Raw genomic sequence first — 25,720 nt, 5'->3', positions numbered from 1 at the left:
TGAAACGTCAAAATCGCTGCAACAACTTCCCCAACGTCTGCATCGCCGCCTCGCTGTGCTCATCCCATGGATAACCGTGATTGAGCCGTGCGCAGTGGCCGAAGCGCCCGGTCGCGGAAAAGATCGGCCCGGGTGCCAGGCTGATATTGCGCTCCAACGCTTGGTGAAACAGCTGCAGCGAATCCACCTGGCGCGGGAACTCGAACCACAGGAAATAGCCACCCGCAGGGCGCGTCACCCGCGTTGGCGCCGGGAAATGCCGCGCCGCCGATGCCAGCATCGCGCTTTGCTGCATTTCCAGGTTGTCGCGCAACTTGCGCAAGTGCCGGTCATAACCACCGTGCTGCAAGTAGTCGGCGATGGCCGCCTGGGCGGGCACTGACGGCGAAATCGTGGTCATCAACTGTTGCCGCCTGATTCGCTCGGCAAAGCGCCCACCTGCTACCCAGCCCACTCGGTAGCCCGGCGCCAGACACTTGGAGAACGAGCCGCAGTGCATCACCAGGCCTTCACGGTCAAAGCCCTTGACCGGCTTGCGCGGCTGCACGCCGTAGTACAACTCGGCATAAACGTCATCCTCCACCAGTGGCACCTGGTGCTTGCACAGCAGGTCATAAAGCCCCTGCTTGGTCTCGTCACTCATGCTCGCCCCGAGGGGGTTCTGCAGACTGCTCATGAACCAGCAAGCCTTGATCGGCCATTGTTGCAGGCTCTGCGCGAGTATCTGCAGATCGATGCCCTCGCGCGGATGCACGGGGATTTCCACGGCCTTGAGCTTGAGGCGCTCCAGCACCTGCAGCGTGGCGTAAAACGCCGGCGCCTCGATCGCCACCAGATCACCAGGTTGGGTGACCGCCTGCAGACACAGGTTCAAGGCCTCCATGGCGCCATTGGTGATGACCAGCTCGTCGACCGGCGAATGCACGCCGCTGACCCCATAGCGCAAGGCGATCTGGCGACGCAGGTCGGCGTTGCCGGCGGTCATGTCGGCAACGATCGCGTGGGGCGACAGCGCCTTCAGGCTCTGGGCCATGGAGCGTGCCAGCCGTGCCAGGGGGAAGAGTTCCGGGCTGGGGAAGGCCGAGCCGAAGGGCACGGTCGCGGGGTTCTTCAACGAACTCAACACCGAAAACACCAGCTCGCTGACATCGACTTCGGTGGTGTGCGCCTGGCCATCGCCGGCGTCGGCTTCAGGCAGCGGCTGCATGGCGTGTTCACGCACAAAATAGCCGGAACGTGCCCGCGCCTGAATCAACCCGCGATCCTCCAGCAGATAGTAGGCCTGGAATACCGTCGACGGGCTGACCCCGTAGGTGCGGCTGGCATGGCGTACCGATGGGACCTTGGTATTGGCGGCCAGCACCCCGGAGCGGATCATTTCGGCGATTTGATCAGCGAATTTCTCGTAGCGTTTCATGGTCGATCCGCAGCAGGCAAACAGTCACAATCATGGCGGGCCGGGGATAAAAAGAACAGATGCAAAGTCGGGAGATATTTGCGGATCAGATGTACACCCTCTCTAACGGCCAGATTCCGGCCCGATCCCGGCCCGGCAGACACATCCGCTTGCAATTCTGATAGGATGACACCTCCTTTTTATGACAACTGCCTTGCGCGCCCCGGTGCCCGTGAGGTCTGTGTGCTGATCCAGGTTGCCCATGTCCCTGACCGCTTTGCGCAGTAACGTTCTCGCTGGCCTGACCTCATCCTTCGCCCTGGTGCCTGAATGCATCGCCTTTGCCCTGGTGGCACAGGTGAACCCGCTGATGGGCCTGTATGGGGCGTTCATCATCTGCACCCTGACGGCTCTGTTCGGCGGCCGTCCGGCGATGATCTCCGGGGCCGCCGGCTCGATGGCCGTGGTCATCGTCGCGCTGGTGGTGCAGCACGGGGTCGAGTATTTGCTGGCGACGGTGGTGCTCGGCGGTTTGATCATGACGCTGTTCGGCCTGCTCAGGCTCGGCAAGCTGGTCCGCATGGTGCCGCATCCGGTGATGCTGGGCTTCGTCAACGGCCTGGCGATCATCATTGCCATGGCCCAGCTGGATCACTTCAAGCTGCCCGACGGCCACTGGCTGAGCGGTCAGCCGCTAGGGGTGATGCTGGCGCTGGTGGCGCTGACCATGGCGGTCGTCTACCTGTTGCCACGCTTCACCAAAGCCGTACCGGGGGCACTGGTGGCCATCGTCGGTGTCAGCCTGCTGGTCGCCCTCACGGGTTTGCCGACTCGCACCCTGGCAGACATGGCCACCATCGCTGGCGGCCTGCCTGCGTTTCACTGGCCCAGCGTGCCGCTGAACCTCGCGACCCTGAAGATCATCGCTCCGTATGCAGCGCTGATGGCCATGGTCGGGTTGCTCGAAACCCTGTTGACCTTCAACCTCACCGACGAACTGACCGAGACCCGCGGCCAACCCAATCGCGAGTGCGTTGCCCTGGGCGCGGCCAACGTAGTGTCCGGCCTGTTCGGCGGGATGGGTGGCTGCGCGATGATCGGCCAGACGGTCATAAACCTCAGCTCCGGCGGGCGTGGGCGGCTGTCTGGCGTAGTCAGCGGGATCATGATTCTGTTGTTCATCCTGTTTCTGTCGCCGTGGATCGAGCGTATTCCCCTCGCCGCCCTAGCCGGCGTGATGTTCGTGGTCGCCCAGCAGACATTTGCCTGGGGTTCGTTGCGGGTGTTGGGCAAGGTGCCGCTGAACGACGCCGTGGTCGTGGTCGCCGTGACGGTGATCACCGTGCTCACCGATCTGGCCACCGCCGTGCTCTGCGGCATTCTCATCGCCGCCCTGGCATTCGCCTGGCAGCACGCGCGGGACATGCGCAGCGATGCTGATGACAGCGTCCCGGGGCGCAAGGTCTACACGCCGCACGGCACTTTGTTTTTCGCGTCGACGACGCACTTCCAGGCGCTGTTCGATCCCCAGCACGACCCTGATTCGGTGGTGGTCGATTGTCGGTATCTCCACGTCGTCGATCACTCGGCCATTGCCGCGCTGGAAGGGCTGGCGGCACGCTACGAGAAATTCGGCAAGGGCTTTGTGCTCAGTCACCTGTCGCCACGCTGCGAGCGATTGCTGACCCGCGCCGGGCTCGCTGCGAAAATCGCAGTCAATTAATCGCCCTGGGGGCAGATACACTCACAAGGACGGCTTTTTTGCCTTCCGCTGGAAATTGCCTATCGTTGGTTAATCTGTCGCAGAAGGTAGCCCCCATGGAACTCGAAAATCTCTTCAAGTCGCTGCATGCCCTTCCCAGCATTCCGAAGGTCGCCCAGGATCTGCTCCAGCAATTCGACAGCCCTAAAACCAGCCTCGACAGCGTGGCCAAGAACATCGAGAAAGACCCTGTCATCGCCGCCAAGATTCTGCGCCTGGCCAACTCGGCGCGGTTTCGGGGGTCGCGCGAATCCTCGAGCATCGAAGACGCCGCCATGCGCCTGGGCTTCGAAACCTTGCGCACCCTGGTGCTGTCCTCGGCCGTCACCGGGGCGTTCCAGGCCGGGCCCAACTTCGATCTCAAGGGGTTCTGGCACAAAAGCTTTCAGGTGGCAGGCATCTGCAAGCTGCTGGCCAAGCAGTCAGGGGCCGATGCAGAGATCGCCTTTACCTGTGGGGTGATGCACAACATCGGTGAATTGTTGATTCAGACCGGCGCGCCAGAGATTGCGGCACGTATCAACAGCGGGCGCGGTGGTGCCGGTCGGGTTGCCAACGAAACCCTGCAATTGGGTTTTGGTTATCCGGAAGTCGGTGCCGAGCTGGCCAGACGCTGGCAACTGCCCAAGGTGATTCAGGACGCCATTGCCTATCAGGCGCAGCCGCTGAAAGCGCCGGCCAATACGCCACAGCCAAGAATCGTCGCCCAGGCCATCCTCATCGCTGACGCCCTGGAAGAGCACGGCGGCGTGACCCCTGAGGCGCTGGAGGCCGTCAACGGGCCGTTGTTCGAGGGTGTCAAGCTCGAGGCATTGTTCGCGGCGCTCCCGGCGGTCCTGGAGGCCGACAAAGCGTTCTCCGAGCTGTTGACCTGATCATCTTCAGCGAGGGGATGCACCCCTCGCTGCCTTGTCGTTAAGCCAGCGTTACCTCGCGCGATCATTTTTGATGATGTGTTGTATCGATCCCTGGTATTTCTGCAATTCGACGCGCACGCCTAAACTTCAGTTACCGGAGCGAAACATGTGATTCGCTCCAGACCTAAACCAACTGGAGTCTCCCCTCATGAAAGTTGCCCTCTTCGCCGCCCTGTCGATGTTCAGCGTATTGGCCGCAGCCGCCGAGCCCGACACCTTGGCGCCCGTGACCGTAAATGCCGCGAAAGTCCCCACGGTTCAATATAACTACGCGCAACACCTGGACATCGCCAAAGTCATCAGTACCAAAGCTGATAACCCTGATGCTTGCGGCCTGACCAACGCCAATATGGTGTATGTCGACAGTAAAGGTGTGACCCACAGCCTGGAATATACGCGTCTGGGTAACGGATGCCAGAATGGGTAATCGTTCGATATAGGGATAAGGATCTGCGCCGATATGCAGAGCGGGTGTTCAGACTGAATCCTCATCAAAACGTTCCCGTCAGAAACCGCGGGTAATTACTACCTTGTAATTTGCAGCGGCTTCTATCGCTCCTATATTCTTTTCGGCACTAGCACATGACGCTGGCTCGCGTGCCCTTGATGGGTGTGCAAGCCCTATGGCGCGGAGCCTGTGAAGGTGTCTGGCGCCGTATCCGGCCTGTTGCGGCATACCACTCAAGCAGCGTCGACGGCAACAATCATTTTTGATGATGTGTTGTATTGACAAGCAGTATTTCTGGGTTCTCATGATCACGCCTAGAATTCAATCACCGGAGCGAAATACATGCTTCGCTCCCGACCTAAATCAAATGGAGTTCACCCTATGAAATATCCACTGTTTGCCGCTTTGTCTCTGTTCAGCGCATTTGCCGCCGCTGCCGAACCGACTTCGCTGGACCGGGTCACCGTCAACACCGCACAGCCGGCCACCGTCGAATATAACTATTCGCAGCACCTGGACATCGCCAAAGTGATCAGCATTAAAGCGGATGACCCCGACACTTGCGGCACCACCAACGCCAACATGGTGTATGTCGACAGCAAAGGTGTTACTCATAGCCTCGAATACACCCGCATGGGTAATGGTTGCCAGAATGGTTGAGTCCTCGGCATGGCCAAACCATGACCGAATCCGATACTCGATACCGAAAATAGCAAGCACGACATTATCGACACGCTTCAAATAAGAGCCGCTGGCAATTACGCTTCAGTAATTAACAGCGGTTTTTTATTGCCTTTATATTGCGTATTTACCCAAGCTTTCATGATTCCAAGGCAACTCAGGGCGGTGGCAGTGGTCAGCTTTACGAGCTGAATCATTTTTTCTACCCGTTCCAAGGCTAAAGGATCATTGTCATGCCCTCTTCTGCCCCATCGAACACCGAGCACAACAGCGCTCAAGAACTCCTCGCCATCAATACCATCCGCACCCTGTCCATGGACGCCGTGCAGAAGGCCAATTCCGGCCACCCTGGCACGCCGATGGCGCTGGCGCCGGTGGGCTACACGCTGTGGAGCCGCTTCCTGCGCTACCACCCGCAGCATCCCGACTGGCCCAACCGTGACCGTTTCGTGCTTTCGGTCGGCCATGCTTCGATGCTGTTGTACTCGCTGCTGCACCTTGCGGGTGTCGATGAGATCGACGCCGACGGCAAACTCACCGGCAAGCCCGCCGTGAGCCTCGACGACATCAAGCAATTCCGCCAGCTCGACTCCAAGACCCCCGGGCACCCCGAATACCGCATCACCACGGGCGTGGAGACCACCACCGGCCCCCTGGGCCAGGGCTGCGCCAACAGCGTCGGCATGGCCATGGCTGAACGCTGGTTAGGCGAACGCTTCAACCGCCCCGATGCCACGTTGTTCGACTACAAGGTCTACACCCTGTGCGGTGACGGCGACATGATGGAAGGCATCAGCTCCGAAGCCGCCTCGGTGGCCGGGCACCTCAAGCTGGCCAACCTGTGCTGGATCTACGACAACAACACCATCAGCATCGAAGGCCACACCGAGCTCGCCTTCAGCGACGACGTGGCGGCGCGCTTTCGTGCTTACGGCTGGCACACCTTGCACGTGAAGGATGCCAACGATACCGAGGCACTTGCCAAGGCCCTGGAGACCTTCCGCAACACCACGGATGCGCCGACCCTGATTGTGGTCGACAGCCTCATTGGCTACGGCGCGCCGCACAAGCAGAACACCGCCGCCGCCCACGGTGAGCCGTTGGGCGAGGACGAGATCCGCCTGGCCAAAGCCGCCTACGGGGTCAACCCGGATGTCAGCTTCGATGTTCCGGAGCAGATCCGCACCGTGCTGCACGATACGCTGGTGCAACGTGCCGACAGCCAGTTCAGCACCTGGAACCAGGCGCTGCAAAGCCTGACCCAGGCTGAACCGGCCCTCGCCGAGGAACTCAAGCGCATGCGTGCCGGTGAAATGCCAGATGGCTGGGTGGCGAAACTGCCGGTGTTCGAGGCCGACGCCAAAGGCATCGCTACTCGTGCTTCGGGCGGCAAGGTGTTGAACGCCTTCGCTGAACAGATCCCGTGGGTGATCGGCGGTTCTGCCGACCTGTCTCCTTCGACCAAGACCAATCTGACGTTCGAGGGCGCGGGCAGCTTCAGCGCCGCCAATTACAGCGGCCGCAACCTGCATTTTGGCGTTCGCGAGCATGCCATGGGGGCCATCGCCAACGGCTTGGCGCTGTCCTATCTGCGTTCTTATACCTCGACTTTCCTGGTGTTCAGCGACTACATGAAGCCGCCCATCCGCCTCGCGGCGATCATGGAGATCCCGGTCGTGTTCGTGTTCACCCACGACTCCATCGGGGTCGGCGAAGACGGCCCTACCCACCAGCCGATCGAGCACCTGACCCAACTGCGCGCCACCCCTGGCTTGCTGACCCTGCGCCCGGGCGACGCCAATGAGGCCGCCGAGGCCTGGAAGGTTGCCCTGAGTCAGACCCACAAGCCGTCGTGCCTGATCCTGTCCCGGCAAAACCTGCCGACCCTGGACCGCAGTCGCTATGCCCCTGCGTCCGGGGTGGCCAAGGGTGGCTATGTGCTGGCCGATGCCGAGAATGGCCAGCCGCAGGTCATTCTGCTGGCTACAGGCAGCGAGTTGAGTCTGGCGGTAGACGCCTATGAACAGTTGCAAAGCCAAGGTATCGCCGCGCGAGTAGTGTCGCTGCCGAGCTGGGAGCTGTTCGAAGAACAGGACGCCGCCTACCGCGAGCAGGTGTTGCCCGAGGCCATCAAGGCGCGGGTCGCGATCGAGCAGGCCGGCCCGCTGGGTTGGGATCGCTATGTCGGGCAAAGCGGCGCCAAGGTGGTGATGAACAGCTTTGGCGGTTCGGCGCCACTGGCCAAGCTGCAGGCCAAGTTCGGCTTCAATGTCGAGAACGTCGTGAAGCTGGCCAAGCAGCAGCTGGGCCAGTAATCCCCCCGTGTAGCAAGGCGCCCCAAGCGCCTTGCTACAGCCCATCGACATGGCACAATAGCGCTCTCCCAGCACTGCCCACGTCGAGACCTCAGTGACCGTTTTACCTGCTCGCCCTTCGATCATCCACTCCAGTTTGCTCGGCATCGCCCAGATCATCGCCTGGGGCGGGTCCTTCTATCTCACGGCTGTACTGGCTGCCGCTGTCGTCCGCGATACTGGCTGGGCGCAATCCTGGGTCTATGGTTCGTTATCGGTCGGCATCCTCATATCGGGCCTGCTGGCACCCGCAGTGGGCAAGCTGATCACCCGCTTTGGTGGCCGACCGATGCTGCTGGCCAGTAGCCCGATTCTGGCGATCGGCCTGTTGCTGCTGGCGATCGCGCCCAACCTGCCCTGTTTCGTCGGTGCGTGGTTAATCATCGGTACGGGGATGGCCGCGGGCCTCTACGACCCGCTGTTCGCCACCTTGGGCCAGCGATACGGCAAGAACGCCCGCGGCGCGATCACTCAAGTCACCTTGGTATCAGGTTTTTGCACCAGCATTACCTGGCCATTAGTGGCGCTGTTGGTCGAGCATCTGGGCTGGCGTGGTGCCTGTCTGGCCTATAGCGCGATGCTGGTGCTGCTGGTGCTGCCGATCTACCTGTTTACCCTGCCGCCTCAGGCCATCAAGGCGCCCACCACCGAGGCCGCTGGCGTGCCGACCGAGGAGCAGCACCTGCCAGCACCGCAGGGTCGAGTCTACTGGCTGATGACGGCCAGTTTCATTCTCGCCGCGGTGATCATGACAGCCATCTCCGTGCAACTGATCAGCCTGTTGCAGGCACGCGGTGCGACCTTGGTAACGGCCTTGGCCATCGCCGCACTGATCGGTCCCAGTCAGGTTGGCGCGCGAGTAGTCGAAGTACTGTTCGCGCGCAAGGCGCACCCGATCTGGAGCATGCTCGGTTCCACCGCCATGGTCGCCATCGGCTTGATCATGATTATGGCCGAGCCTGGCCTGGCGGTGCTGGGCATGATCCTGTACGGCACAGGCAGTGGGATTCGCTCGATCGTGCGCGGGACATTGCCGCTGGCGCTGTTCGGCGCCAAGGTCTATCCGCTGGTGCTTGGGCGAGTAGCGCGCCCGACATTGATTGGCCAGGCGCTCACGCCTATTGTCGGCGGGCTGATTCAGCAGCATTTCGGCGCGACGGTCACCTTCGCGGTTTTGGTCGCGCTGGCCCTGTCGAACATTGTGCTGGTCGCACTGCTGAGACGTGAAGTCGCGCGTTAGCCACCGCGCGCGGTCAACCCGCCAATAGCTCGGTCAACAACGGCAGCACCTGCTCGCACGGTGCCTGCACCTTGACCGTCAACAGCGCATCGGCGCGGGTCCTGCCCAGATTGATCGCCATCAGCGGCTTGCCCTGGCGCGACAGCTCCTGGCACAGCCGATAACTGGAATAGGCCATCAACGAACTGCCAACCACCAGCATCGCGTCGGCCGCCTCGACCGCCTGCAGCGCCGCCTCGGCGGTGGCCGGCGCAACGCCGTCACCGAAAAACACCACGTCTGGCTTGAGCCGATCGCTGCCACAGCTCGGGCAGATAGGCATCACGAATTGATCGAGAAAGTGCGCGGCCAGTTGCGCGTCGCCATCAGGGGCCAGTACGGCGTGCACATTGAGCAGGCTGGGGTTCTGTTCTTCAAGTAGCGCCTGGACGTCCGGGCGCGCCAGGCTGCGGCCGCAATCCAGGCACACCACGCGGTGCAGGTTGCCGTGCAGCTCGATAACGCCACGGCTGCCGGCCAGATCGTGCAGGGCGTCAACGTTCTGGGTGACGATGGCACTGACCCGCCCCCGCTGCTGCAAGGTGGCCAACGCCTGGTGCGCGGGGTTGGGCCGCGCCTGACCGACGCCGTGCCAGCCGAACATGGCCCGCGCCCAGTAGCGTTTACGGGCGCTGGCCGAGCCGATGAATTCCTGGTGCATCATTGGCGCGTTGCCACGACGCACGCCTTCGGTATCGCGGTAGTCGGGGATGCCGGACGCGGTGCTGATACCCGCGCCGGTCAGCACCAGCACCGAGCGGTCGGCCATGCGTTCGCACAGCCCGCTCAACGCTGCCTGGACGTCATTATCGAGCATGAGGAGTCTCCGTCGCTGCGTCGGATACTGCGTGATACACGTGACAGAGAGGTTAAACCATCCAGGCCGATGCTGCCGCGTCTGTCGACCATTACCCCGCCGTGAGGTCGGCGCTCGGCTGCGCGAGCAGGCGCCGGGCGCGGGCCAGCACGGGTGCGTCGATCATCTGGCCGTCGAGCTGAAAGGCGCCGGCGTTTTGCGCCGCCTGGGCCACCACTCGCTCGGCCCAGGCCACCTGCGCAGCGTCGATGCTCAACACCGCATGAATCGGCGCTACCTGCCGTGGGTGGATGCACAGGGTCCCGGCAAAGCCCATGTCTCGGGCATGGCCGATGGTTGCGCGCAGCCCTGCCTCGTCGGCGATGGCCGGGAACACGCCATCCAACGGCGCGGCCAGCCCCGCCGATCGGGCATGCAGGACCACTGCCAACCGCGCCTGGTCAAGGGCAAAAGTAGCCCCAGGAGTGCCGTCGTTGAGGTTCAGGTCGAGCGCGTAATCGATGCCGCCAAAGGCCAGGGTGGCGACCCCGGGGCTGCGGGCGATCTCGCCCAGCTGCAACACCCCAGTGGCGCTCTCGATGATCGGCACCACCGGCTTGCCAGTTGCCGCCGCGCGGATGATCTGCCCATGGCTTTCGGCTTTGGGCAGCACTACATGGGACACCTGTGGGCGATCGCTGCAAAAAGCCAGGTCGGCGGTGTGCTCGGCATGCGCGGCGGCGTTCACCCGCACCCACACCCGTACGGCGGGGTGCTGATCAAAAAAAATGCCCAGCTGGGCGCGCGCCTGGGCTTTGAGCCCGTCCTCCACGGCATCCTCGAAATCGACGATCACGGCATCCGCGCCACTGGCCAGGGCTTTGGCGAAACGCTCGGGGCGGCTGCCGGGAACGAACAGGGCACTGCGATAGAGCTGATTCATGCGGCTGCTCCAAAGGGGTCTGCGGGCGATAGGGCCGATGCCCGTCTGAATGACGACGCGGCTAGATGGTTCCTTGCGCGCGCAACCGTTCCAGATCCTGGGTGCCGTAGCCGAGTTTGCCGAGGATGCTCGCCGTGTGTTCGCCCAGCCCAGGTACTGCGTCCATGCGCGGTTCGAATGCGTCGTTACGGCCCGGCGGCAACAACGCCGGCAGCTTGCCTACCGGGCTGTCGATCTCGCGCCAGCTGTCGCGAGCCTTGAGTTGCGGGTGATCCCACACCCCGTGCATGTCATTGACCCGCGCGTTGGCAATCTGCGCGTGTTGCAGACGGTCCACTACCTCCTGAATGGTCAAGGTCGCGAAGCGCTCGACGATGATCTGCCGCAACTGGGCGCGATTCGCCGAGCGCTTGGCATTGGCATCGAAACGCTCGTCACTGGCCAGCTCAGCGTTCAACAGTACCTTGGTGCAGAACGACGCCCATTCACGTTCGTTTTGCAGGCCCAGCATCACCGTGTCGCCAGCGCCCACCGGAAAGGGCCCGTAGGGGTAGATCGTCGAGTGCGCAGCACCGGCCCGCGGTGGCGGCTCGGCGCCTTCGAAAGCGTAATACATGGGGTAGCCCATCCACTCCACCAGGCCTTCGAGCATGCTCACATCGATGCGGCTGCCTTTACCTGTCTTGGCCCGCAGCAGCAGTGCTGACAGCACGCCACTGTAGGCATACATGCCGGCGGAGATGTCGGCAATCGAACACCCGGCCTTGGCCATGTGCTCCTCGCCCGGGCCGCCCGTCACGGACAGAAAACCGCCCTCGCTCTGAATCAGCAAGTCGTAAGCCTTTTTATGCTCGTACGGCCCACCCTCGCCGTAACCGGAGATATCACACACGATCAAGCGCTCGAAACGCTCATGCAGGGCGTCGAACGACAGGCCCATGCGGGCCGCAGCGCCGGGCGCGAGGTTCTGTACCAGTACGTCGGCTTCAGCCAGCAGTTGCTCAAGAATGTCCCCGGCTTCATTTTGCTTGAGATCCAGGGTCAAGGATTCTTTCGAACGGTTGGTCCACACGAAGTGCGAGGCCAGGCCGCGGGTGCGGGTGTCGTAGCCGCGGGCGAAATCGCCGACCCCGGGGCGTTCGATCTTGATCACTCGCGCGCCCATGTCCGCCAGTTGGCGCGTGCAGAACGGCGCGGCGATGGCGTGTTCCAGACTGATCACGGTAATGCCGTCCAGCGGCCGTTGCAGGGGGTTGGTGGTCATTTCGGTTACCTCGCCGGCCCGCGCTGAGTCGGGCATGGTTCATCGGGTGGTGGAGCTATGTGGTAGAGCTATGTGGCGAATGCTCTGGGGTGAGTGCTCGATACTGAAGCTCGGTGGTGGGTCGCATTGCGGGGGGAGCCCCCTCGCTACAGCTCGAACACATCAAACCAGCTCGCTCAGGTCGGCGTTGTCGCGCAGCCCCCAGACTCGCTCGATCAGCACCTGCGCCTGGGCCGGCTGACGCGCCCCGGAGAACGCCACCAACCGTAAAAACTTGTCTTCAAGCTCCGCACGGCTGAGGGTATTGCCGGGGTCGCCCTTGGGCTCGTCGATCGCGCCATGCAACTGGCGGCCATCGACGGTCGTCACCACGACACGCCCCAGCCAGCGCTGCGGATAGGCCGCATCCACATGGGCATCGAGGGTCATGCTGACTTTGTCGCGCAAGGCCGACACCCTGGGGTCGGTCAACGCCAGCTCATGGAACTCGGTGAGGCCCGCTTGGCCATACACGGCGATAAGACCCAGCACGGTGCCCATGGAAAATTTGGCCTGGTGCACGGTCTGCGGCACCAAGACCCTGCCCAAGACATCGATGGCGCTTTGATGCACGCGGGTTTCCACCCGCTCGATATCAGCTGCACTCAGCCCTTCGCGCTGCATGACTTCAAGCAATGCATCGGCGGCAGGATGGGTGTGGCGGCACGAGGCATGGAACTTGAACGAAGTCTCGGCCAAAGCCCAGCGAGTGCCCAGGCCCTGGGACAGCTTGCTCGGGTCGGCATCGCTGGACATCCCGGCCGCCAGGCCCTGGTCGCCCTCAAGGATATTGCGCGCGCCGGTCAGGCCTTCAGCGGTCAGGTATGCCGCCAGCAGACCATCGGCGGCGGCCTTGGCGGTGTGCAGCTGCTTGGAGTCGGCGGCATCGCGCAGGAACTCCCACAACCCCGCGGCCTGGGTACCGGCGCTGCCCAGCAGGTCAGTGAACTGGCTTTGATTGAACGCCATCAACTTGCCCACGGCCACCGCTGCGGCCAAGGTGCCCACCGTGGCGGTGGTGTGGAAAATCCGGTAATGCGAGCGCCCGAGAAATTCCCCTATACGGATGCCCGCCTCGTACCCAGCCACTGCCGCCAACAGCAAGTCCCGGCCGCTCTTGCACAGATCCTGAGCAGCCGCCAGCGCGGCGGGAAAGACCACCGTCGCGGGGTGCAGTACCGAGCTGTTGTGCAGATCGTCCTGTTCCACCAGATGCGACGACGCAGCATTGACCAGTGCCGCGAAATACGCCGAACTGCGCTGCCCGTTGACCAGTATCTGCGCCGGGCCGCTGGCGGGTCCCATCTTCCGCGCGTAGGCCTCGAATAACGGGATGGGGCGCGCGCCCTGACTCGCCAGCGCCGAACCCAGCCAGTCGAGAAACAGGTCTTCGGTACGGCTGAGTACGGGTTGGGGAATGTCTTCGTAACGCAATGTGGTGAGGAACTGCACCAGGGCTTGAGTGTGGCTCATGGTGCCTCCTTAAAAGCTGCGCGGCAGCTCGAGCAGATGCTCGGCCACGTACGACAGGATCAGGTTGGTCGAGATCGGCGCGACCTGATACAGACGCGTCTCGCGGAACTTGCGTTCGACGTCGTATTCGCAGGCAAAGCCGAAACCGCCGTGAGTCTGCAGGCAGGCGTTGGCCGCTTCCCACGACGCCTTGGCCGCCAGGTACTTGGCCATATTGGCACTGGCACCGGCGTTCTGGCCGCTGTCGTATTCGTCGCAGGCGCGCCAGCGCATCAGGTCGGCGGCTTCGATCTCGATATGCGCTTGGGCGATAGGAAACTGCACGCCCTGGTTTTGGCCAATGGGCCGGCCGAACACCACGCGGTCCCGGGCGTAGGCGCTGGCCTTTTCGATGAACCAGCGGCCGTCGCCGATGCATTCGGCGGCAATCAAGGTGCGCTCGGCGTTGAGGCCGTCGAGGATGTACCTGAAGCCCTTGCCTTCTTCGCCGATCAGGCTGTCGGCGGGCAGTTCGAGGTTATCGAAGAACAGCTCGTTGGTTTCGTGATTGACCATGTTGGCGATCGGCTGCACCGTCAGGCCATTACCGATGGCTTCGCGCAGGTCGACGAGGAAAATCGACATACCTTCGGACTTCTTCTTCACTTCAGCCAGCGGCGTGGTACGCGCCAGCAGGATCATCAGGTCCGAATGCTGCACCCGTGAAATCCACACCTTCTGGCCATTGATCACGTATTTGTCACCTTGGTGCACGGCGGTGGTCTTGATCTTGGTGGTGTCGGTGCCGGTGGTGGGCTCGGTGACGGCCATGGATTGCAAACGCAGTTCGCCGCTGGCCAGCCTGGGCAGGTAGTACTGCTTCTGCGCCTCGCTGCCGTGCCGCAGCAGGGTAAACATGTTGTACATCTGCCCGTGCACGGTGCCGGAGTTGCCGCCGCAGCGGTTGACTTCTTCGAGGATGACCGAGGCTTCGGCCAGGCCCAGGCCGGATCCACCGTATTGCTCGGGGATCATCGCCGCCAACCAACCGGCCTCGGTCAGGGCCTTGACGAAGGCCTCGGGAAAGCCTTTGCGCTCATCGATACCGCGCCAGTAGGCGGCGTCGAATTCCGCGCACAGGCCGCGCACGCCTTCGCGGATGGCCTGCATTTCTTCGCTGTCGGCGCGGCCTTGGGGAACATTGTTGTTGTCGGTCATTGTTCATCTCCATGGAGTTCAGTCAGGGGCGTGGCGTGGGCTGGGCGCAGCCCTGTCAAAGCGCACTGTCGAAGTGCACTTGGGCGCTCTGCGCCAGGCCATCCGCATTGCTGGCCCACAACTCGGCCACGCCCGGCACGTCAATACGTCCACCAACGCTGAACGGTTGCGGCGCAATCAAGGGCCGCACGCCGCGATAACTGAAGCGCCGCACGTTGGCCTGGGGGTTGGCGCGAGTGAAGGCCCGCAGGTTCAAGGTCGCGATCATCGGCCCATGCACCACCAGCCCGCTGTAGCCCTCGGTGTCGGTGACATAGGGATGGTCGTAGTGAATGCGATGGCCGTTGAAGGTCACTGCGCTGTAGCGAAACAGCAGTACGGGGGTAGGTTCGATCTGCTCGGTCCACTGACCACTGGCAACGGGCTCCCGCGCGCCACGCTTGGGGGGCGTGGGCTCGCGGTAGACGATGTCCTGTTCTTCGCGAATGGCCAGCACGTCTTGTTGAAAATAGTCATGGCGCACGGTGACGAACAGCAAGGCGCCGGTACGGCCGTGTTTTTCTTCAATATGGGTAATGGTCGAAACGCGGGTCGCATCGGCGCCGGCCTTGAGCGGGGTAAAAAACTCGAGTCGCCCGCCGGCCCACATGCGGTTGCGATTATCGGCCGGGGGCAGGAAACCGCCCCGAGCCGGATGGCCGTCGCGGCCCAGGCCGGATTCAGGCACCGGGTCCTGGAAGAAACACCAGTGCCACAGTGCTGGCAACGGCTCGCCGACCTTCGGTACCGATTCACCGAACGTCGCGGCGATACGCTTGAGGAGGTTGACGCTGAAATGCTCCTGACTGGTTTCCTGACGGCCTATCCAGCTGGAAAGATCGGGGTCACTCATGGGAGGGCTGCTCCTTCGCACTGACGGCTTTTATCGTTGTGCGAGGATGATGGCGGCCATGCGCCGTTCTGAGAATTTGCATTTGAATAAGGCGGCGTTCGGCTATGCTGAACACCGCCAGGCCATGCCCAGCCTCACAGGACCCCTGCCATGCACTTCGATCTCGCCGATCTGCGGCTGTTCATCCATATCGCCGAATCCCCCAGCCTGACCCAGGGCGCCCGCCGCGCGTTTCTCTCGCCGGCCGCCGCCAGCGCGCGCATCAAGGCTCTGGAGGCGCAACTCGAGACCCGCTTGCTGTATCGCGACAGCCGAGGCGTAGAAATGACCCCGTCCGGCGAGCGCCTGCTGCAACATGCGCGCCTGATCATGCGCCAGGTGGATTACCTCAAGAGCGAGTTCGCCCAGCACGGCGGCGACTCGACGGGGCACATCCGTATCTTCGCCAACACCACGGCGGTCACCGAATTCCTCCCGGAGATACTCGCCGGCTTCCTGGCGCAACGGCCAGGGGTCACGGTCGATCTGCAGGAGCGACTGTCTCGCGATATCGTGCGCGGCGTGCTCGATGGCACCTCGGACATGGGCATCATTGCCGGGCCGGTCGAAGCCAGCGGCTTGCAGGTCATGCACTTCAGCACCGATCGCCTGGTACTGATGGTCCCGGTCGGACATCCGTTGGCGCAGATCGGCCCGGTCACCCTGGGGCAGACGCTGGAGTATCAGCACATCGGCTTGCACGAAGGCAGCACCTTGCTGAGCTTTTTGCGCGACCATGTAGAGCGGCTCGGCAAGCACTTGCACCTGCGTATCCAGATGTCGAGTTTCGAAGCCATCTGCCGGATGATCGAAGCTGGCGTGGGCATCGGCATCATTCCCGAATCAGCGGCGTTACGGCATAGCCGCACCATGCGCCTGTGCGCCGTGCAGCTCGACGAGCCGTGGGCGATCCGCGAACGCAGCATCCTGGTACGCGAACTGGACGCGTTGCCCGGCACCATTCGCGCATTGATCGCCACCCTGCTGCCCAACGGTCCCTTGCCCATTTAAGCCAACGCCCCCGAACTGTCTATAAGGGCAATTGACTCCAGCCGTAGACTGACCGAAGCTTGCCGACTCGCTCTTCGCGCCCCTCCATGGATTGTGCATGCTCAAGCTGCAACGCTTAGTGATCGTCTGTCTCGCCCTGCTGGCGCTGGCCGCCGCTGTGGTGGTGTGGCGCCATAGCGGGCCGCTGCAGGAGCCTGCGGTGCAGCAGGAGATTTTCGGCAAGGCGCTGCGCCAGGCCCGCAATGGCGAAGCCGGCTCGGCACGGGTGCTGTACCAGCAACTCGGCCGTGATGACCTGCTGCCCACGCAGCGCGCGGTGTTGTACGGCTTGCTGGCCGACTATCCGTCACCTCGAGCACTGAAACTGGCCCGTGCCGACCTGCACAACGACGACCCCGAGGTTCGCCAGGCAGCCATCAATGCCGTGGTCGGGCTGGTACCGGCAACCCAGCGCAGCCTGATACTCGGTCCGCTGCTCGACGACCCGCAAGCCAGCCTGCGCTATGCCGCCGCCACTGCCATGCTCGATTTGTCACCGGATGACGCCGGGCTGTATTTCGGCCCGCTGGACAAGGCCCTCGATGAATATCGTCAGGTGCTGCAGACGCAAAGCGCATCCGGTAACACCCCAGAGGGCGCTGACCCTGCTTCTGACGCGGGCCCTGACCTGGCCAGGCAACTGTTGCTCGCTCGCATCCTCATCCATCAAGGCGACCGCGCTGCTGCCAGCGCACTGCTGAAGCAGGTACTGACGCAACAACCGGATAACGCTCATGCCATCGCTTTGCAGGTACGCCTGCTCGATCAACCAGGCAACACCGATGCCGCCCGCCAATGGCTCGCCGAGCAGTTGCGTCAGTACCCTCAGTCGGCTGCACTGCAACACGAGCTGGGGCTCTGGCTGGTCGATCACAAACAGGACGAATACGCGCTGCTGGCACTGACCCGGGCGGTCGAACTGGCGCCGGACAACAGCACCTTCCGCTACAGCCTCGCCCTGACCCTGCATGCCATGGAACAGGTGGATGCGGCCCAGCGCCAATTGCAGGAGATTGTCCAGCGTCACCCTCAGGATCGGCGCGCTCGGGTACTGCTGATCAACTACTGGAAGGAAACCGGCCAACTGCAGAATGTCCAGGTGCTGCTGGCGCAACTGGAGCAACAGAACCCCGACGATCCGCTGGTCCAACAAGGCCTCTAGGCCAAAGCGCCGCGCGTCAGACCAATGTGCAATTGCGCATCGTCTGCAACTGAACCCCCTTCGGCGGGGCAGGTCCGTATTCAATAAGAATGCAGTTTTTTCGGAGACTTGGCCCTTGTCCAGTTCAGAGCAACAGCTGCACGACGCTCAACGACAGATCGAGCAACTACAGGGTCACATCGCGGCGCTCGAACTACAGATCGAGCAGCGCTCGGCGCAAGCGCGCGACAGTGAAGAAGCGCTGCGCCAGGCACAGAAGATGCAGGCGGTCGGGCAATTGACCGGCGGTATCGCTCACGACTTCAACAATATCCTCACTGGCATCATCGGCAGCCTCGAAATGATGCGCCGCCGCATCGCCAAAGGCCGCTTCGATGATCTTGACGAGCTGATCGAACAAGGCGTCAGCTCCGCCCACCGCGCGGCCAACCTTACCCACCGGTTGCTGGCCTTTTCCCGTCGCCAATCGTTGGATGCACAACCTGTCGAGCTCAATGCGCTGGTCGCTCAGATGAGTGACCTGCTGGTACGCAGCCTGACCCCGGCGATCGAGCTGTCCATCAATGGCGAGCCACAGCTGTGGACGGCGGTAGCCGACGCTAATCAGGTCGAAAGCGCCCTGCTCAACCTTGTCCTCAATGCCCGTGACGCGATGCCCTGTGGCGGCAAGCTGCGGGTCCAGACGCGCAATCAACGCGTCGATGCAGCCCAGCCCGACGCGGCCAGCAACCTGCGCGCCGGAGACTATGTGGTGCTGAGTGTCACCGACAACGGCGGGGGCATGCCGCAAAGCGTGGTCGACCGCGCCTTCGATCCGTTCTTTACCACCAAGCCGATCGGTCAAGGTTCCGGCCTGGGGTTGTCGATGATCTACGGCTTCTGCAAGCAATCCATGGGGCATGTCAGCATCGACAGCGCGCTGGGCAAGGGCACCACCGTCAACCTGTTCCTGCCCCGAGGCGAGCGGATGCCGGCGGCCAGCACTCCAGTGCCACGGGCTCGGGCGCCGAAAGCGCGCGATGGCGAATCGGTGCTGATCGTGGAAGATGATCCGGCGGTGCGCAAACTGGTGCGCTCGGTCCTCGAAGAGCAAGGCTACCACTGCCTGGTCGCCATCGACGCCGACAGCGCGCAGCCGATCTTCAGCTCGGACGCGCGCATCGATCTGCTGATCAGCGACGTCGGCCTGCCGGGCATGAACGGGCGCCAACTGGCCGAAGTCGGTCGCCATCACCGGCCGGGGCTCAAAGTGCTGTTCATTACCGGCTATGCCGAGCATGCAGCAGTACGCGACGGGTTTCTCGGGGCCGACATGCAGATGATCACCAAGCCGTTCCCTTTCGATCTGCTGACCGCCAAGGTTCACGAGATGATTGGCTGAGGTTTATCGGCCGGCAGTGCCGGCCTGTAAGCCGCCGAACGCGCTGCCACAGAGGTGGCAGCACAACCTACCCCTGTGGGATCGGGCTCTGCCCAAGAGAGGACCAGCTTCTCTGCATTAAGCCAGCTGCTTGTCTACCAGCTGCTTCAAGGTATCCAGATCGAACGGCTTGGCCAGGATCGGCGCCTTCCTGGCGATCGGGCTGCCCGACTCGGCGATTTCCTGCGGGTATCCACTGATGAAGATCACCTTCAACTCGGGGCGCAGTTTGACGGCCGGCTCGGCGATCATGACCCCGGAAATCCCGCCAGGCAGCCGGTAATCGGTGATCATCAAGTCCAGATGGGGCTTGGTGGCCAGGATTTCGAAGGCCTGCTCGGCATTTTCGGCCTGCAGTACCCGGTAACCCTCGCCTGCCAGATAGGTAGACAGAATCATCAAAATATTCGGTTCGTCCTCGACGATCAGGACAACGTCTTGCGCATCTTCACTCATGGAAAGCCTATTCAGGTAGGTCTAGCTGCCAATACGACCATGGGCCGTGGCAGAGGTTGCGTCCGGGTTGCAAGATTCGTCGAGTGGCAGCGTCACGCGGAACATCGCGCCCTCGCCCACTGCGCTATGGACGCTGATCGTGCCGCTGTGGGCGGTCACGATCTGCTCGGAAATAAACAGCCCCAGGCCCAGGCCAGACACCACATGCTTGGCCGATACCCGCTCGAACTGCTGGAAAATCCGTGACTGGTTTTCGGCGCTGATACCGATGCCGTGGTCCTGTACCTCTATGCGCGCGCCGTTCGCAGCGCTGGCCACGCGTACCTCGATCGGGCTTTTGCCGCCATAGCGCAATGCGTTGGACAACAGGTTGACCACCACTTGCTCAATGCGAAATTCATCCCAGATACCCACCACCGCCTTATCGCCGGCAAAGCTGATATGGGTACCGATGGCGCTCGCCTGGGGCTCGAAACGCTCGACCACGTTGGCAACCATCTGCGTCAGGTTGAACCGCGTCGGGCGAATCGACAGCTTGCCGGTACGAATGCGCGACACGTCGAGCATGTCCTCGATCAGGCGGATCAAGCTCAGGATCTGCCGTTCGTCGCGATCGACCATGGCCCGCAGCTTGTCGGGGGCAAAGGCGTCGAGATTGTCCTTGGCCAGGTGCAGCTTGCGCAGTTGGGTCTCGAGGATCAGCCCGTTCAAGGGCGTGCGCACTTCATGGGAGACGATCGACATGAAGTCATCACGCATGCGCACTGCGTGCTCGAGTTCGCTCTGGGTCACCTGCAGGCGGCGCAGCAGCACCTCCTGTTCCTGGCGCGCGCGTTCGAGCGCATCCAGCTGTTCCTTGAGGGCCTTGCGCTGGCGATACAGGTCGACGAACACGCTGACCTTGCTCTTCACCGCCTGCATGTCCAGCGGCTTGTGGAGGAAATCCACGGCGCCGCTTTCGTAGCCCTTGAAGGCATAGTTCATTTCGCGCCCAGCGGCGCTGACGAACACGATGGGGATGTGTTTGGTCTTCTCGGTGCTGCGCATCAGCTCCGCGAGTTCGAAACCATTCATGCCGGGCATCTGAACGTCGAGGATGGCCAGGGCGAACTCGTGTTGCAACAACAGGGACAGCGCGGCATCGGCGGACAGCGCCTTGTAGACCACGCGATCCTCACGCTGGATCAAGGCCTCGAGGGCCAGCAGGTTTTCCGGCAGATCGTCGACGATCAGCAATTTTGCCTGGAGGTGACTTAGCATTTACTTCGTTCCAGCTTGGCGAGCAAAGAGCCTATGCCGTTCAATGAAAGAATATGGTCGGGCTGCTGCAATTTCAGTGCGGCCAGCGGCATGGTCGGCATCCGCGCTTCGGCCGGATCCTGAACGATCGTCAAGCCGCCCTGACGCTTGATCGCAGCCAGCCCTTTGGCGCCATCCTCATTGGCACCGGTCATCAATACCCCCACCAGCCCGGGCCCATAGGCATCGGCGGCGGAATCGAACAACAGATCGATGGCCGGACGGGAAAAGTGCACCCGTTCTTCCTGACTCAGCGACAGGGTGAAATCGCGCTCCACCGACAGGTGATAGCTGGGCCCGGCGAAATAGATCACCCCGGGCTCGATCGCCACCTTGTCGCTGCCTTCGCGTACATCACGGCCCAGGCGCGTGGCAAATACCTCGGATAACTGGCTGCGGCGCTCGTCGGGCAGATGCAGCACTGTCAGGATGGGGATATCGAACGCTTTGGGCAGCGCGCTGAAGACGTGCAGCAGTGCCTCTACCCCACCGGCAGAAGCCCCCACGACGATCGCACCGTAACGATTCATTTCTTCCGGTAGATCCGTTCTTGCTTGACCAGCGGCTCGAATTTATCGCTGTACGCGGAAAAATCCACCGTCTCCTTGCTGCCCAGCACCATGAAGCCGCGATGACACAGGGACTCGTGAAACAGCCCGAACGCCCGCTCCTGCAAACCCTTGTTGAAATAGATCAGCACGTTGCGGCACGACACCAGTTGCGTCTCCGAAAACACGCTGTCGGTCGCCAGGCTATGGTCGGCAAAGGTCACGTTCTCGCGCAGGCTGCCGTCCATGATCGCGTGGCCATAGGCGGCGGTGTAATAGTCGCTGAAATCGCGTTTGCCGCCAGCGCGCTGGTAGCTGTTGCCGTAGATACGCATCGCTTCCATCGAATACACGCCCTTTTTGGCCTTTTCCAGCGATGTCGGATTGATGTCGGTGGCGTAGATGATGGTCCGCTCCAGCAAACCCTCTTCGCGCAGCAGGATGGCCATGGAGTAGACCTCCTCGCCTGTGCTGCAACCGGCGATCCACACCTTGATCGATGGATAGGTCCGCAACAGCGGCACCACTTCCTGGCGAATCGCCAGGAAGTGGTCGGGGTCGCGGAACATCTCGCTGACCGGAATCGTCAGGTATTGCAGCAACTGCATGAACGCGGTCGGGTCATGGATGACGCGCTCCTGCAACGCCGAGACGGTCTTGCACTCCAGTTGCGTCAATGCATGCTGGACGCGGCGCTTGACCGAAGCCCCGGCGTAATCGCGAAAATCGTAGCTGTACTTGAGGTAGATCGCCTCGATCAGCAGCCGAATCTCGATGTCGGTGTTCTGTTGCACTATCAAATACGCTCCAGTTGCGGCAGCCACACACGAATCAGCGAAAACAACCGGTCCAGCTCGATCGGCTTGGCCAGGTAGTCGTTGGCGCCCGCCTGCAGGCAGCGCTCCTGGTCATCCTTCATGGCCTTGGCGGTCACGGCGATGATCGGCAACTTGCGCCAGCGTGGGTCCTTGCGAATCTCTCGGGTAGCTTCGAAACCGTCCATTTCCGGCATCATGACGTCCATCAGGACCAGATCGATGTCACCCACCGTGTTGAGCCGTTCGATGGCCTCCAGGCCATTGCGACCGATCTCCACGACTGCGCCCTTGTGTTCCAGGGCGCTGGTGAGGGCAAAGATGTTGCGCACGTCGTCGTCGACCACGAGGATCTTGCGACCTTCGAAGACTTTGTCGCGGCTGCGGGCGGTCTTCAGCATCTTCTGCCGTTCAGTGGACAGCTGGGATTCGACTTTGTGCAGAAAGAGTGTGACTTCATCCAGCAGGCGCTCGGGGGAGCGCGCGCCCTTGATGATGATCGAGCGCGAGTACTTGAGCAGCTCGGCCTCTTCTTCACGGGTCAGGTTGCGCCCGGTGTAGACGATGACCGGCGGGAAGGCCTTGATTTCCTCGGTGGACATGCGCTTGAGCAGGTCGTTGCCGAGCATGTCGGGCAGCTTGAGGTCGATGATCATGCAGTCGTAGACATTGGCGTGCAGCAGGTCCAGGGCCTCCTGGGCATAACCTACGGCGGTGATCTCGATGTCGTCGTCGCCGATCAGGCGGGCAATGCTGTCGCGCTGCAAGTCGTCGTCCTCGACCAGAAGGATGCGCTTGAGTTTTTGCGTGAGTTTGGATTCGAGCTTGCCGAACACCTGCTTGAGCTCTTCACGACTCGTGGGCTTGACCGCGTAGCCGACAGCGCCCATGTGCATCGCCGCTTCGACGCGATCTTCCACCGAGATGATGTGCACCGGGATATGCCGGGTGGCCGGCAGCTCCTTGAGTCGCTGCAGCACAGTGAGCCCGGAATGATCGGGCAGGCGCATGTCGAGCAATACCGCGTCAGGAATGAACTGCGCCGCCAGGTCGAAGCCCTCATCGGCGGCGTGGGCCACTAAGCAGTGGTAATCCAGCTCGTGCGCCAGATCGAAGAGGATGCGAGCGAAATTCGGCTCGTCCTCGACCACCAGAATGCAACGCTTGCTGAACGGGCCGAGCTCGCGATCATCGACAAACGGCGGTGTGCGCACCACGGGCGGTTCGAGCGGTACCACTGGTGGCACTTCGACCGGCCCATGGCTGGATGAAAACGTCGTCGCTTGCAAGGTGGCGGCAGCGCTTTCAGGGCGCGGTGAAGCATCGAACTGCTCCGGCAGCACCAGGGTAAAGGTGCTGCCCTGCCCCAAGGCGCTGGTAACGCTGATGTAGCCGCCGAGCAACGCCGCCAGGTCGCGGGAAATCGAGAGCCCCAGGCCGGTGCCGCCATAGCGGCGGTTGGTGGTGCCGTCGGCTTGTCGGAAGGCTTCGAAGATGCCCTGCTGCTGGTCGGCGGCAATGCCGATGCCGGAGTCGCGGACATGGAAGGCGATGCCTTCGCCAGGTTGCGCAGCGATGGTCACGCTGACGCTGCCCAGCTCGGTGAACTTGAACGCATTGGACAGCAGGTTCTTGAGGATCTGCTCGACGCGCTGGCGATCGGTATACAGAGTGGCCGGGGCATTGTCGGCAATATTGATACTGAACCCCAGGCCCTTGTCGGCAGCCAGCGGCGTGAACATCGTGCGCAAGCTGTCGGCCAGCCCGGTCACCCGAGTGTTTTCCGGGCGCACTTCGAGCTTGCCGGCTTCGACCTTGGAAATATCCAGAATATCGTTGATGAGGTGCAACAGGTCGTTGCCGGCGGAATAGATCGATTCAGCGAACTTGACCTGCTCGGCGGTCAGGGTCTGCTCGGCGTTTTCGGCGAGCAGCTTGGCCAGAATCAGGGTGCTGTTGAGCGGCGTGCGCAGCTCGTGGGACATGTTGGCAAGGAACTCGGACTTGTACTTGCTCGACCGTTGCAGCTCTTCGGCACGCTCTTCGAGCTGTATCTGCGCCTGATTGAGCTCGGAGTTCTTGCGGTCCAGCGCATCGCGCTGATCGGCCAGGGCATCGGTACGCTCGGCCAGTTGCTCGTTGGTCTGCTCGAGTTCGGCCTGTTGGGTTTCCAGGTGGGCCTGGGACTCCTTGAGCACCCGCGACTGTTCTTCGAGCTCTTCGTTGGCGGTTTTGAGTTCTTCCTGCTGGACCTGCAACTCTTCGTTGAGCTGCTGGGTCTCGGCCAGCACTTCCTGCAGGCGCTGGCGATAACGGGCTGCTTCGATGGAAGTACCGACGTTGTTGCCGACCAGTTCAAGGAACTCGACATCACGATCGCTGAGTTCACGCAGGAAACCCAGTTCAACCACACCATTAACGCCGTCATCGTTACGGGCCGGCATCACCAGCACGCTGCGCGGTGCGCCATCGCCCAGGCCGGAGGCGACCTTGAAGTAATCGCCAGGCAAGTTGTCAAGGCGCTGCACGCGGCCGCGCTGAGCCACTTGTCCAGTCACCCCTTCGCTCGGCAAGAGGTTCTGCTCGGCGTTTTCCTGCTCGGCCGAAAACCCGTAGCTGGCCACGCGGCGCAGGCCGCCTCGTTCATCGCGTACATAAACGGCGCCCACGACCGCACCCAGATATTGCGCGAAAAACTCCAGAATGTTGCGCCCCAGCAGGTTCACGCTGAGCTGGCCGATGACCTGTTCGGCCAATTGGGTCTGCCCGGTACGCAGCCAGGCCTGGCCCTGCAAGCGTTCGGCGCTGGTGCTCAATGCTTCGAGGTTGCTGCCATACTGGCTGGACAGGCCCAACAGATCGCGACGGCCGAACCAGGCAAGCAGGCCGCTGAGCAACACCACGAAGATCAGATAACTGGTGATCGACACCGTGACGGTATAGGTGACGGCTTCGGAGCGCGCCACCCGCAGTTGCTGTTCGGCACTGATGAAATCGCTGTACTCGTTACGCATTTCGTCCGTCAGGCGCTTGCCTTGACCTTTATGGACGATGCTGCGGAAGTCGCCGTCGACCTTGCGCACCTCGATCAGACTTTTAGCCAGCTCGTTCCATTCTTTCTGCACCGCCAGGATGCGCGTCAGCCGATCGACCTGGGACGGGTTGTCCGCGACCAGCTCCTGCAAAGCCTCGAGCTCGGCGGTGACCCGCGGCCGGGCGATCTCGTAGGGGCCCAGGTAGTCGACCTCCCCTGTCAGCAGATAGCCGCGCATGCCGGTTTCCATGTCCACCGACAGGCGCGCCACCTCATTGGCGTTGTTGATCACCCGGTCTGTATGGTCGACCCAGCGCATCACCGAGATCAGATACAGGAGGATGACAATGAAGACGGCCACGCTCAGCACGCCCACACCCAGCGGCAGGCTGATATTGCGTTGCAGAACCTTGCGGAACCCTTGTTCATCAATAGAGGCGTTTTTGGTCATGTCCA

At 62.2% G+C, this 25,720-nt stretch carries 20 protein-coding genes and 1 pseudogene; 9 read left to right on the top strand and 12 right to left on the bottom strand.

From position 1 onward, the window contains the following. Positions 1-7: 7 nt before the first annotated feature. Positions 8-1,417 carry a GntR family transcriptional regulator MpaR gene (gene mapR, locus LIX93_RS03525; protein WP_226502621.1) on the bottom strand — a complete coding sequence of 470 codons (1,410 nt, stop codon included), beginning with the start codon at positions 1,415-1,417 and terminating at the stop codon, positions 8-10. Between the two features lie 241 nt (positions 1,418-1,658). Between mapR and LIX93_RS03520 the strand changes: the two genes are divergently transcribed. The 6 genes from LIX93_RS03520 (at position 1,659) to LIX93_RS03495 (ending at position 8,798) form a co-directional block, all read left to right on the top strand. After that, the gene (locus LIX93_RS03520; protein ID WP_226502620.1) at positions 1,659-3,119 is read left to right on the top strand and encodes a SulP family inorganic anion transporter; all 1,461 of its coding nucleotides are present in this window, start codon (positions 1,659-1,661) and stop codon (positions 3,117-3,119) included. A gap of 95 nt (positions 3,120-3,214) precedes the next feature. Further along, complete coding sequence (locus LIX93_RS03515) at positions 3,215-4,033, top strand: HDOD domain-containing protein (protein ID WP_226502619.1); 819 nt, start codon at positions 3,215-3,217, stop codon at positions 4,031-4,033. A 190-nt stretch (positions 4,034-4,223) separates the two neighbouring features. Continuing rightward, positions 4,224-4,502, top strand: a complete 279-nt coding sequence (locus LIX93_RS03510) for a DUF2790 domain-containing protein (RefSeq protein ID WP_226502618.1) — start codon at positions 4,224-4,226, stop codon at positions 4,500-4,502. 402 nt (positions 4,503-4,904) lie between these two features. Then, on the top strand, positions 4,905-5,183 hold the full coding sequence (locus LIX93_RS03505; RefSeq protein ID WP_226502617.1) for a DUF2790 domain-containing protein: 279 nt from the start codon (positions 4,905-4,907) through the stop codon (positions 5,181-5,183). Positions 5,184-5,437: 254 nt separating this feature from the next. Continuing rightward, on the top strand, positions 5,438-7,519 hold the full coding sequence (gene tkt, locus LIX93_RS03500) for a transketolase (protein WP_226502616.1): 2,082 nt from the start codon (positions 5,438-5,440) through the stop codon (positions 7,517-7,519). 145 nt (positions 7,520-7,664) lie between these two features. Then, a complete protein-coding gene (locus LIX93_RS03495) occupies positions 7,665-8,798 on the top strand; it encodes an MFS transporter (RefSeq protein WP_226502849.1) in 1,134 nt (377 codons plus the stop codon). 13 nt (positions 8,799-8,811) lie between these two features. Here LIX93_RS03495 and LIX93_RS03490 read toward each other — a convergent pair whose 3' ends face one another. The 6 genes from LIX93_RS03490 to LIX93_RS03465 all read right to left on the bottom strand — a co-directional run bounded on the left by LIX93_RS03490 (position 8,812) and on the right by LIX93_RS03465 (position 15,441). Further along, on the bottom strand, positions 8,812-9,654 hold the full coding sequence (locus LIX93_RS03490) for an NAD-dependent protein deacetylase (protein ID WP_226502615.1): 843 nt from the start codon (positions 9,652-9,654) through the stop codon (positions 8,812-8,814). A 91-nt stretch (positions 9,655-9,745) separates the two neighbouring features. Continuing rightward, the gene (locus tag LIX93_RS03485; RefSeq protein WP_226502614.1) at positions 9,746-10,576 is read right to left on the bottom strand and encodes a CoA ester lyase; all 831 of its coding nucleotides are present in this window, start codon (positions 10,574-10,576) and stop codon (positions 9,746-9,748) included. A gap of 61 nt (positions 10,577-10,637) precedes the next feature. Continuing rightward, on the bottom strand, positions 10,638-11,840 hold the full coding sequence (locus LIX93_RS03480) for a CaiB/BaiF CoA-transferase family protein (protein ID WP_226502613.1): 1,203 nt from the start codon (positions 11,838-11,840) through the stop codon (positions 10,638-10,640). A 162-nt stretch (positions 11,841-12,002) separates the two neighbouring features. Continuing rightward, the gene (locus LIX93_RS03475; RefSeq protein WP_226502612.1) at positions 12,003-13,352 is read right to left on the bottom strand and encodes an MmgE/PrpD family protein; all 1,350 of its coding nucleotides are present in this window, start codon (positions 13,350-13,352) and stop codon (positions 12,003-12,005) included. Between the two features lie 9 nt (positions 13,353-13,361). After that, positions 13,362-14,549 (bottom strand): acyl-CoA dehydrogenase family protein, encoded by a 1,188-nt coding sequence (locus LIX93_RS03470; RefSeq protein ID WP_226502611.1) that lies wholly within the window; start codon positions 14,547-14,549, stop codon positions 13,362-13,364. Between the two features lie 55 nt (positions 14,550-14,604). Then, complete coding sequence (locus tag LIX93_RS03465) at positions 14,605-15,441, bottom strand: MaoC family dehydratase N-terminal domain-containing protein (RefSeq protein ID WP_226502610.1); 837 nt, start codon at positions 15,439-15,441, stop codon at positions 14,605-14,607. A 150-nt stretch (positions 15,442-15,591) separates the two neighbouring features. Here LIX93_RS03465 and LIX93_RS03460 point away from each other — a divergent pair, with 150 nt between their 5' ends. The 3 genes and pseudogenes from LIX93_RS03460 to LIX93_RS03450 form a co-directional block, all read left to right on the top strand. After that, on the top strand, positions 15,592-16,491 hold the full coding sequence (locus tag LIX93_RS03460; RefSeq protein WP_226502609.1) for a LysR family transcriptional regulator: 900 nt from the start codon (positions 15,592-15,594) through the stop codon (positions 16,489-16,491). 97 nt (positions 16,492-16,588) lie between these two features. Continuing rightward, entirely contained in the window at positions 16,589-17,692 is a 1,104-nt protein-coding gene (locus LIX93_RS03455; protein ID WP_226502608.1) for a tetratricopeptide repeat protein, read from the top strand. A gap of 187 nt (positions 17,693-17,879) precedes the next feature. After that, positions 17,880-19,073, top strand: a pseudogene (locus LIX93_RS03450) (ATP-binding protein); the annotation flags it as partial. A gap of 117 nt (positions 19,074-19,190) precedes the next feature. On the opposite strand, the gene LIX93_RS03445 reads toward LIX93_RS03450, so the two are convergent. The 5 genes from LIX93_RS03445 to LIX93_RS03425 are packed head-to-tail and all read right to left on the bottom strand — an operon-like array spanning position 19,191 to position 25,715. Further along, positions 19,191-19,568 (bottom strand): response regulator, encoded by a 378-nt coding sequence (locus LIX93_RS03445; RefSeq protein ID WP_226502607.1) that lies wholly within the window; start codon positions 19,566-19,568, stop codon positions 19,191-19,193. Positions 19,569-19,589: 21 nt separating this feature from the next. Continuing rightward, positions 19,590-20,828 carry a hybrid sensor histidine kinase/response regulator gene (locus tag LIX93_RS03440; protein WP_226502606.1) on the bottom strand — a complete coding sequence of 413 codons (1,239 nt, stop codon included), beginning with the start codon at positions 20,826-20,828 and terminating at the stop codon, positions 19,590-19,592. Beyond that, on the bottom strand, positions 20,822-21,397 hold the full coding sequence (locus LIX93_RS03435; protein ID WP_226502605.1) for a chemotaxis protein CheB: 576 nt from the start codon (positions 21,395-21,397) through the stop codon (positions 20,822-20,824). Before LIX93_RS03435 ends, LIX93_RS03440 begins: the two co-directional genes overlap by 7 nt. Continuing rightward, positions 21,394-22,215, bottom strand: coding sequence for a protein-glutamate O-methyltransferase CheR (locus LIX93_RS03430; protein WP_226502604.1), 822 nt, complete (start codon positions 22,213-22,215; stop codon positions 21,394-21,396). Before LIX93_RS03430 ends, LIX93_RS03435 begins: the two co-directional genes overlap by 4 nt. Then, positions 22,212-25,715, bottom strand: coding sequence for a response regulator (locus LIX93_RS03425; RefSeq protein ID WP_226502603.1), 3,504 nt, complete (start codon positions 25,713-25,715; stop codon positions 22,212-22,214). The genes LIX93_RS03430 and LIX93_RS03425 overlap by 4 nt, the downstream gene beginning before the upstream one ends. Positions 25,716-25,720 lie beyond the last annotated feature (5 nt).

Origin of the sequence: Pseudomonas sp. MWU16-30317, assembly GCF_020515695.1 — a bacterium.
In the GTDB taxonomy this organism is placed as follows: Bacteria; Pseudomonadota; Gammaproteobacteria; order Pseudomonadales; family Pseudomonadaceae; genus Aquipseudomonas.
Note: the sequence above shows the minus strand (reverse complement) of the source record. Positions and strands in the feature narration are given on the sequence as shown.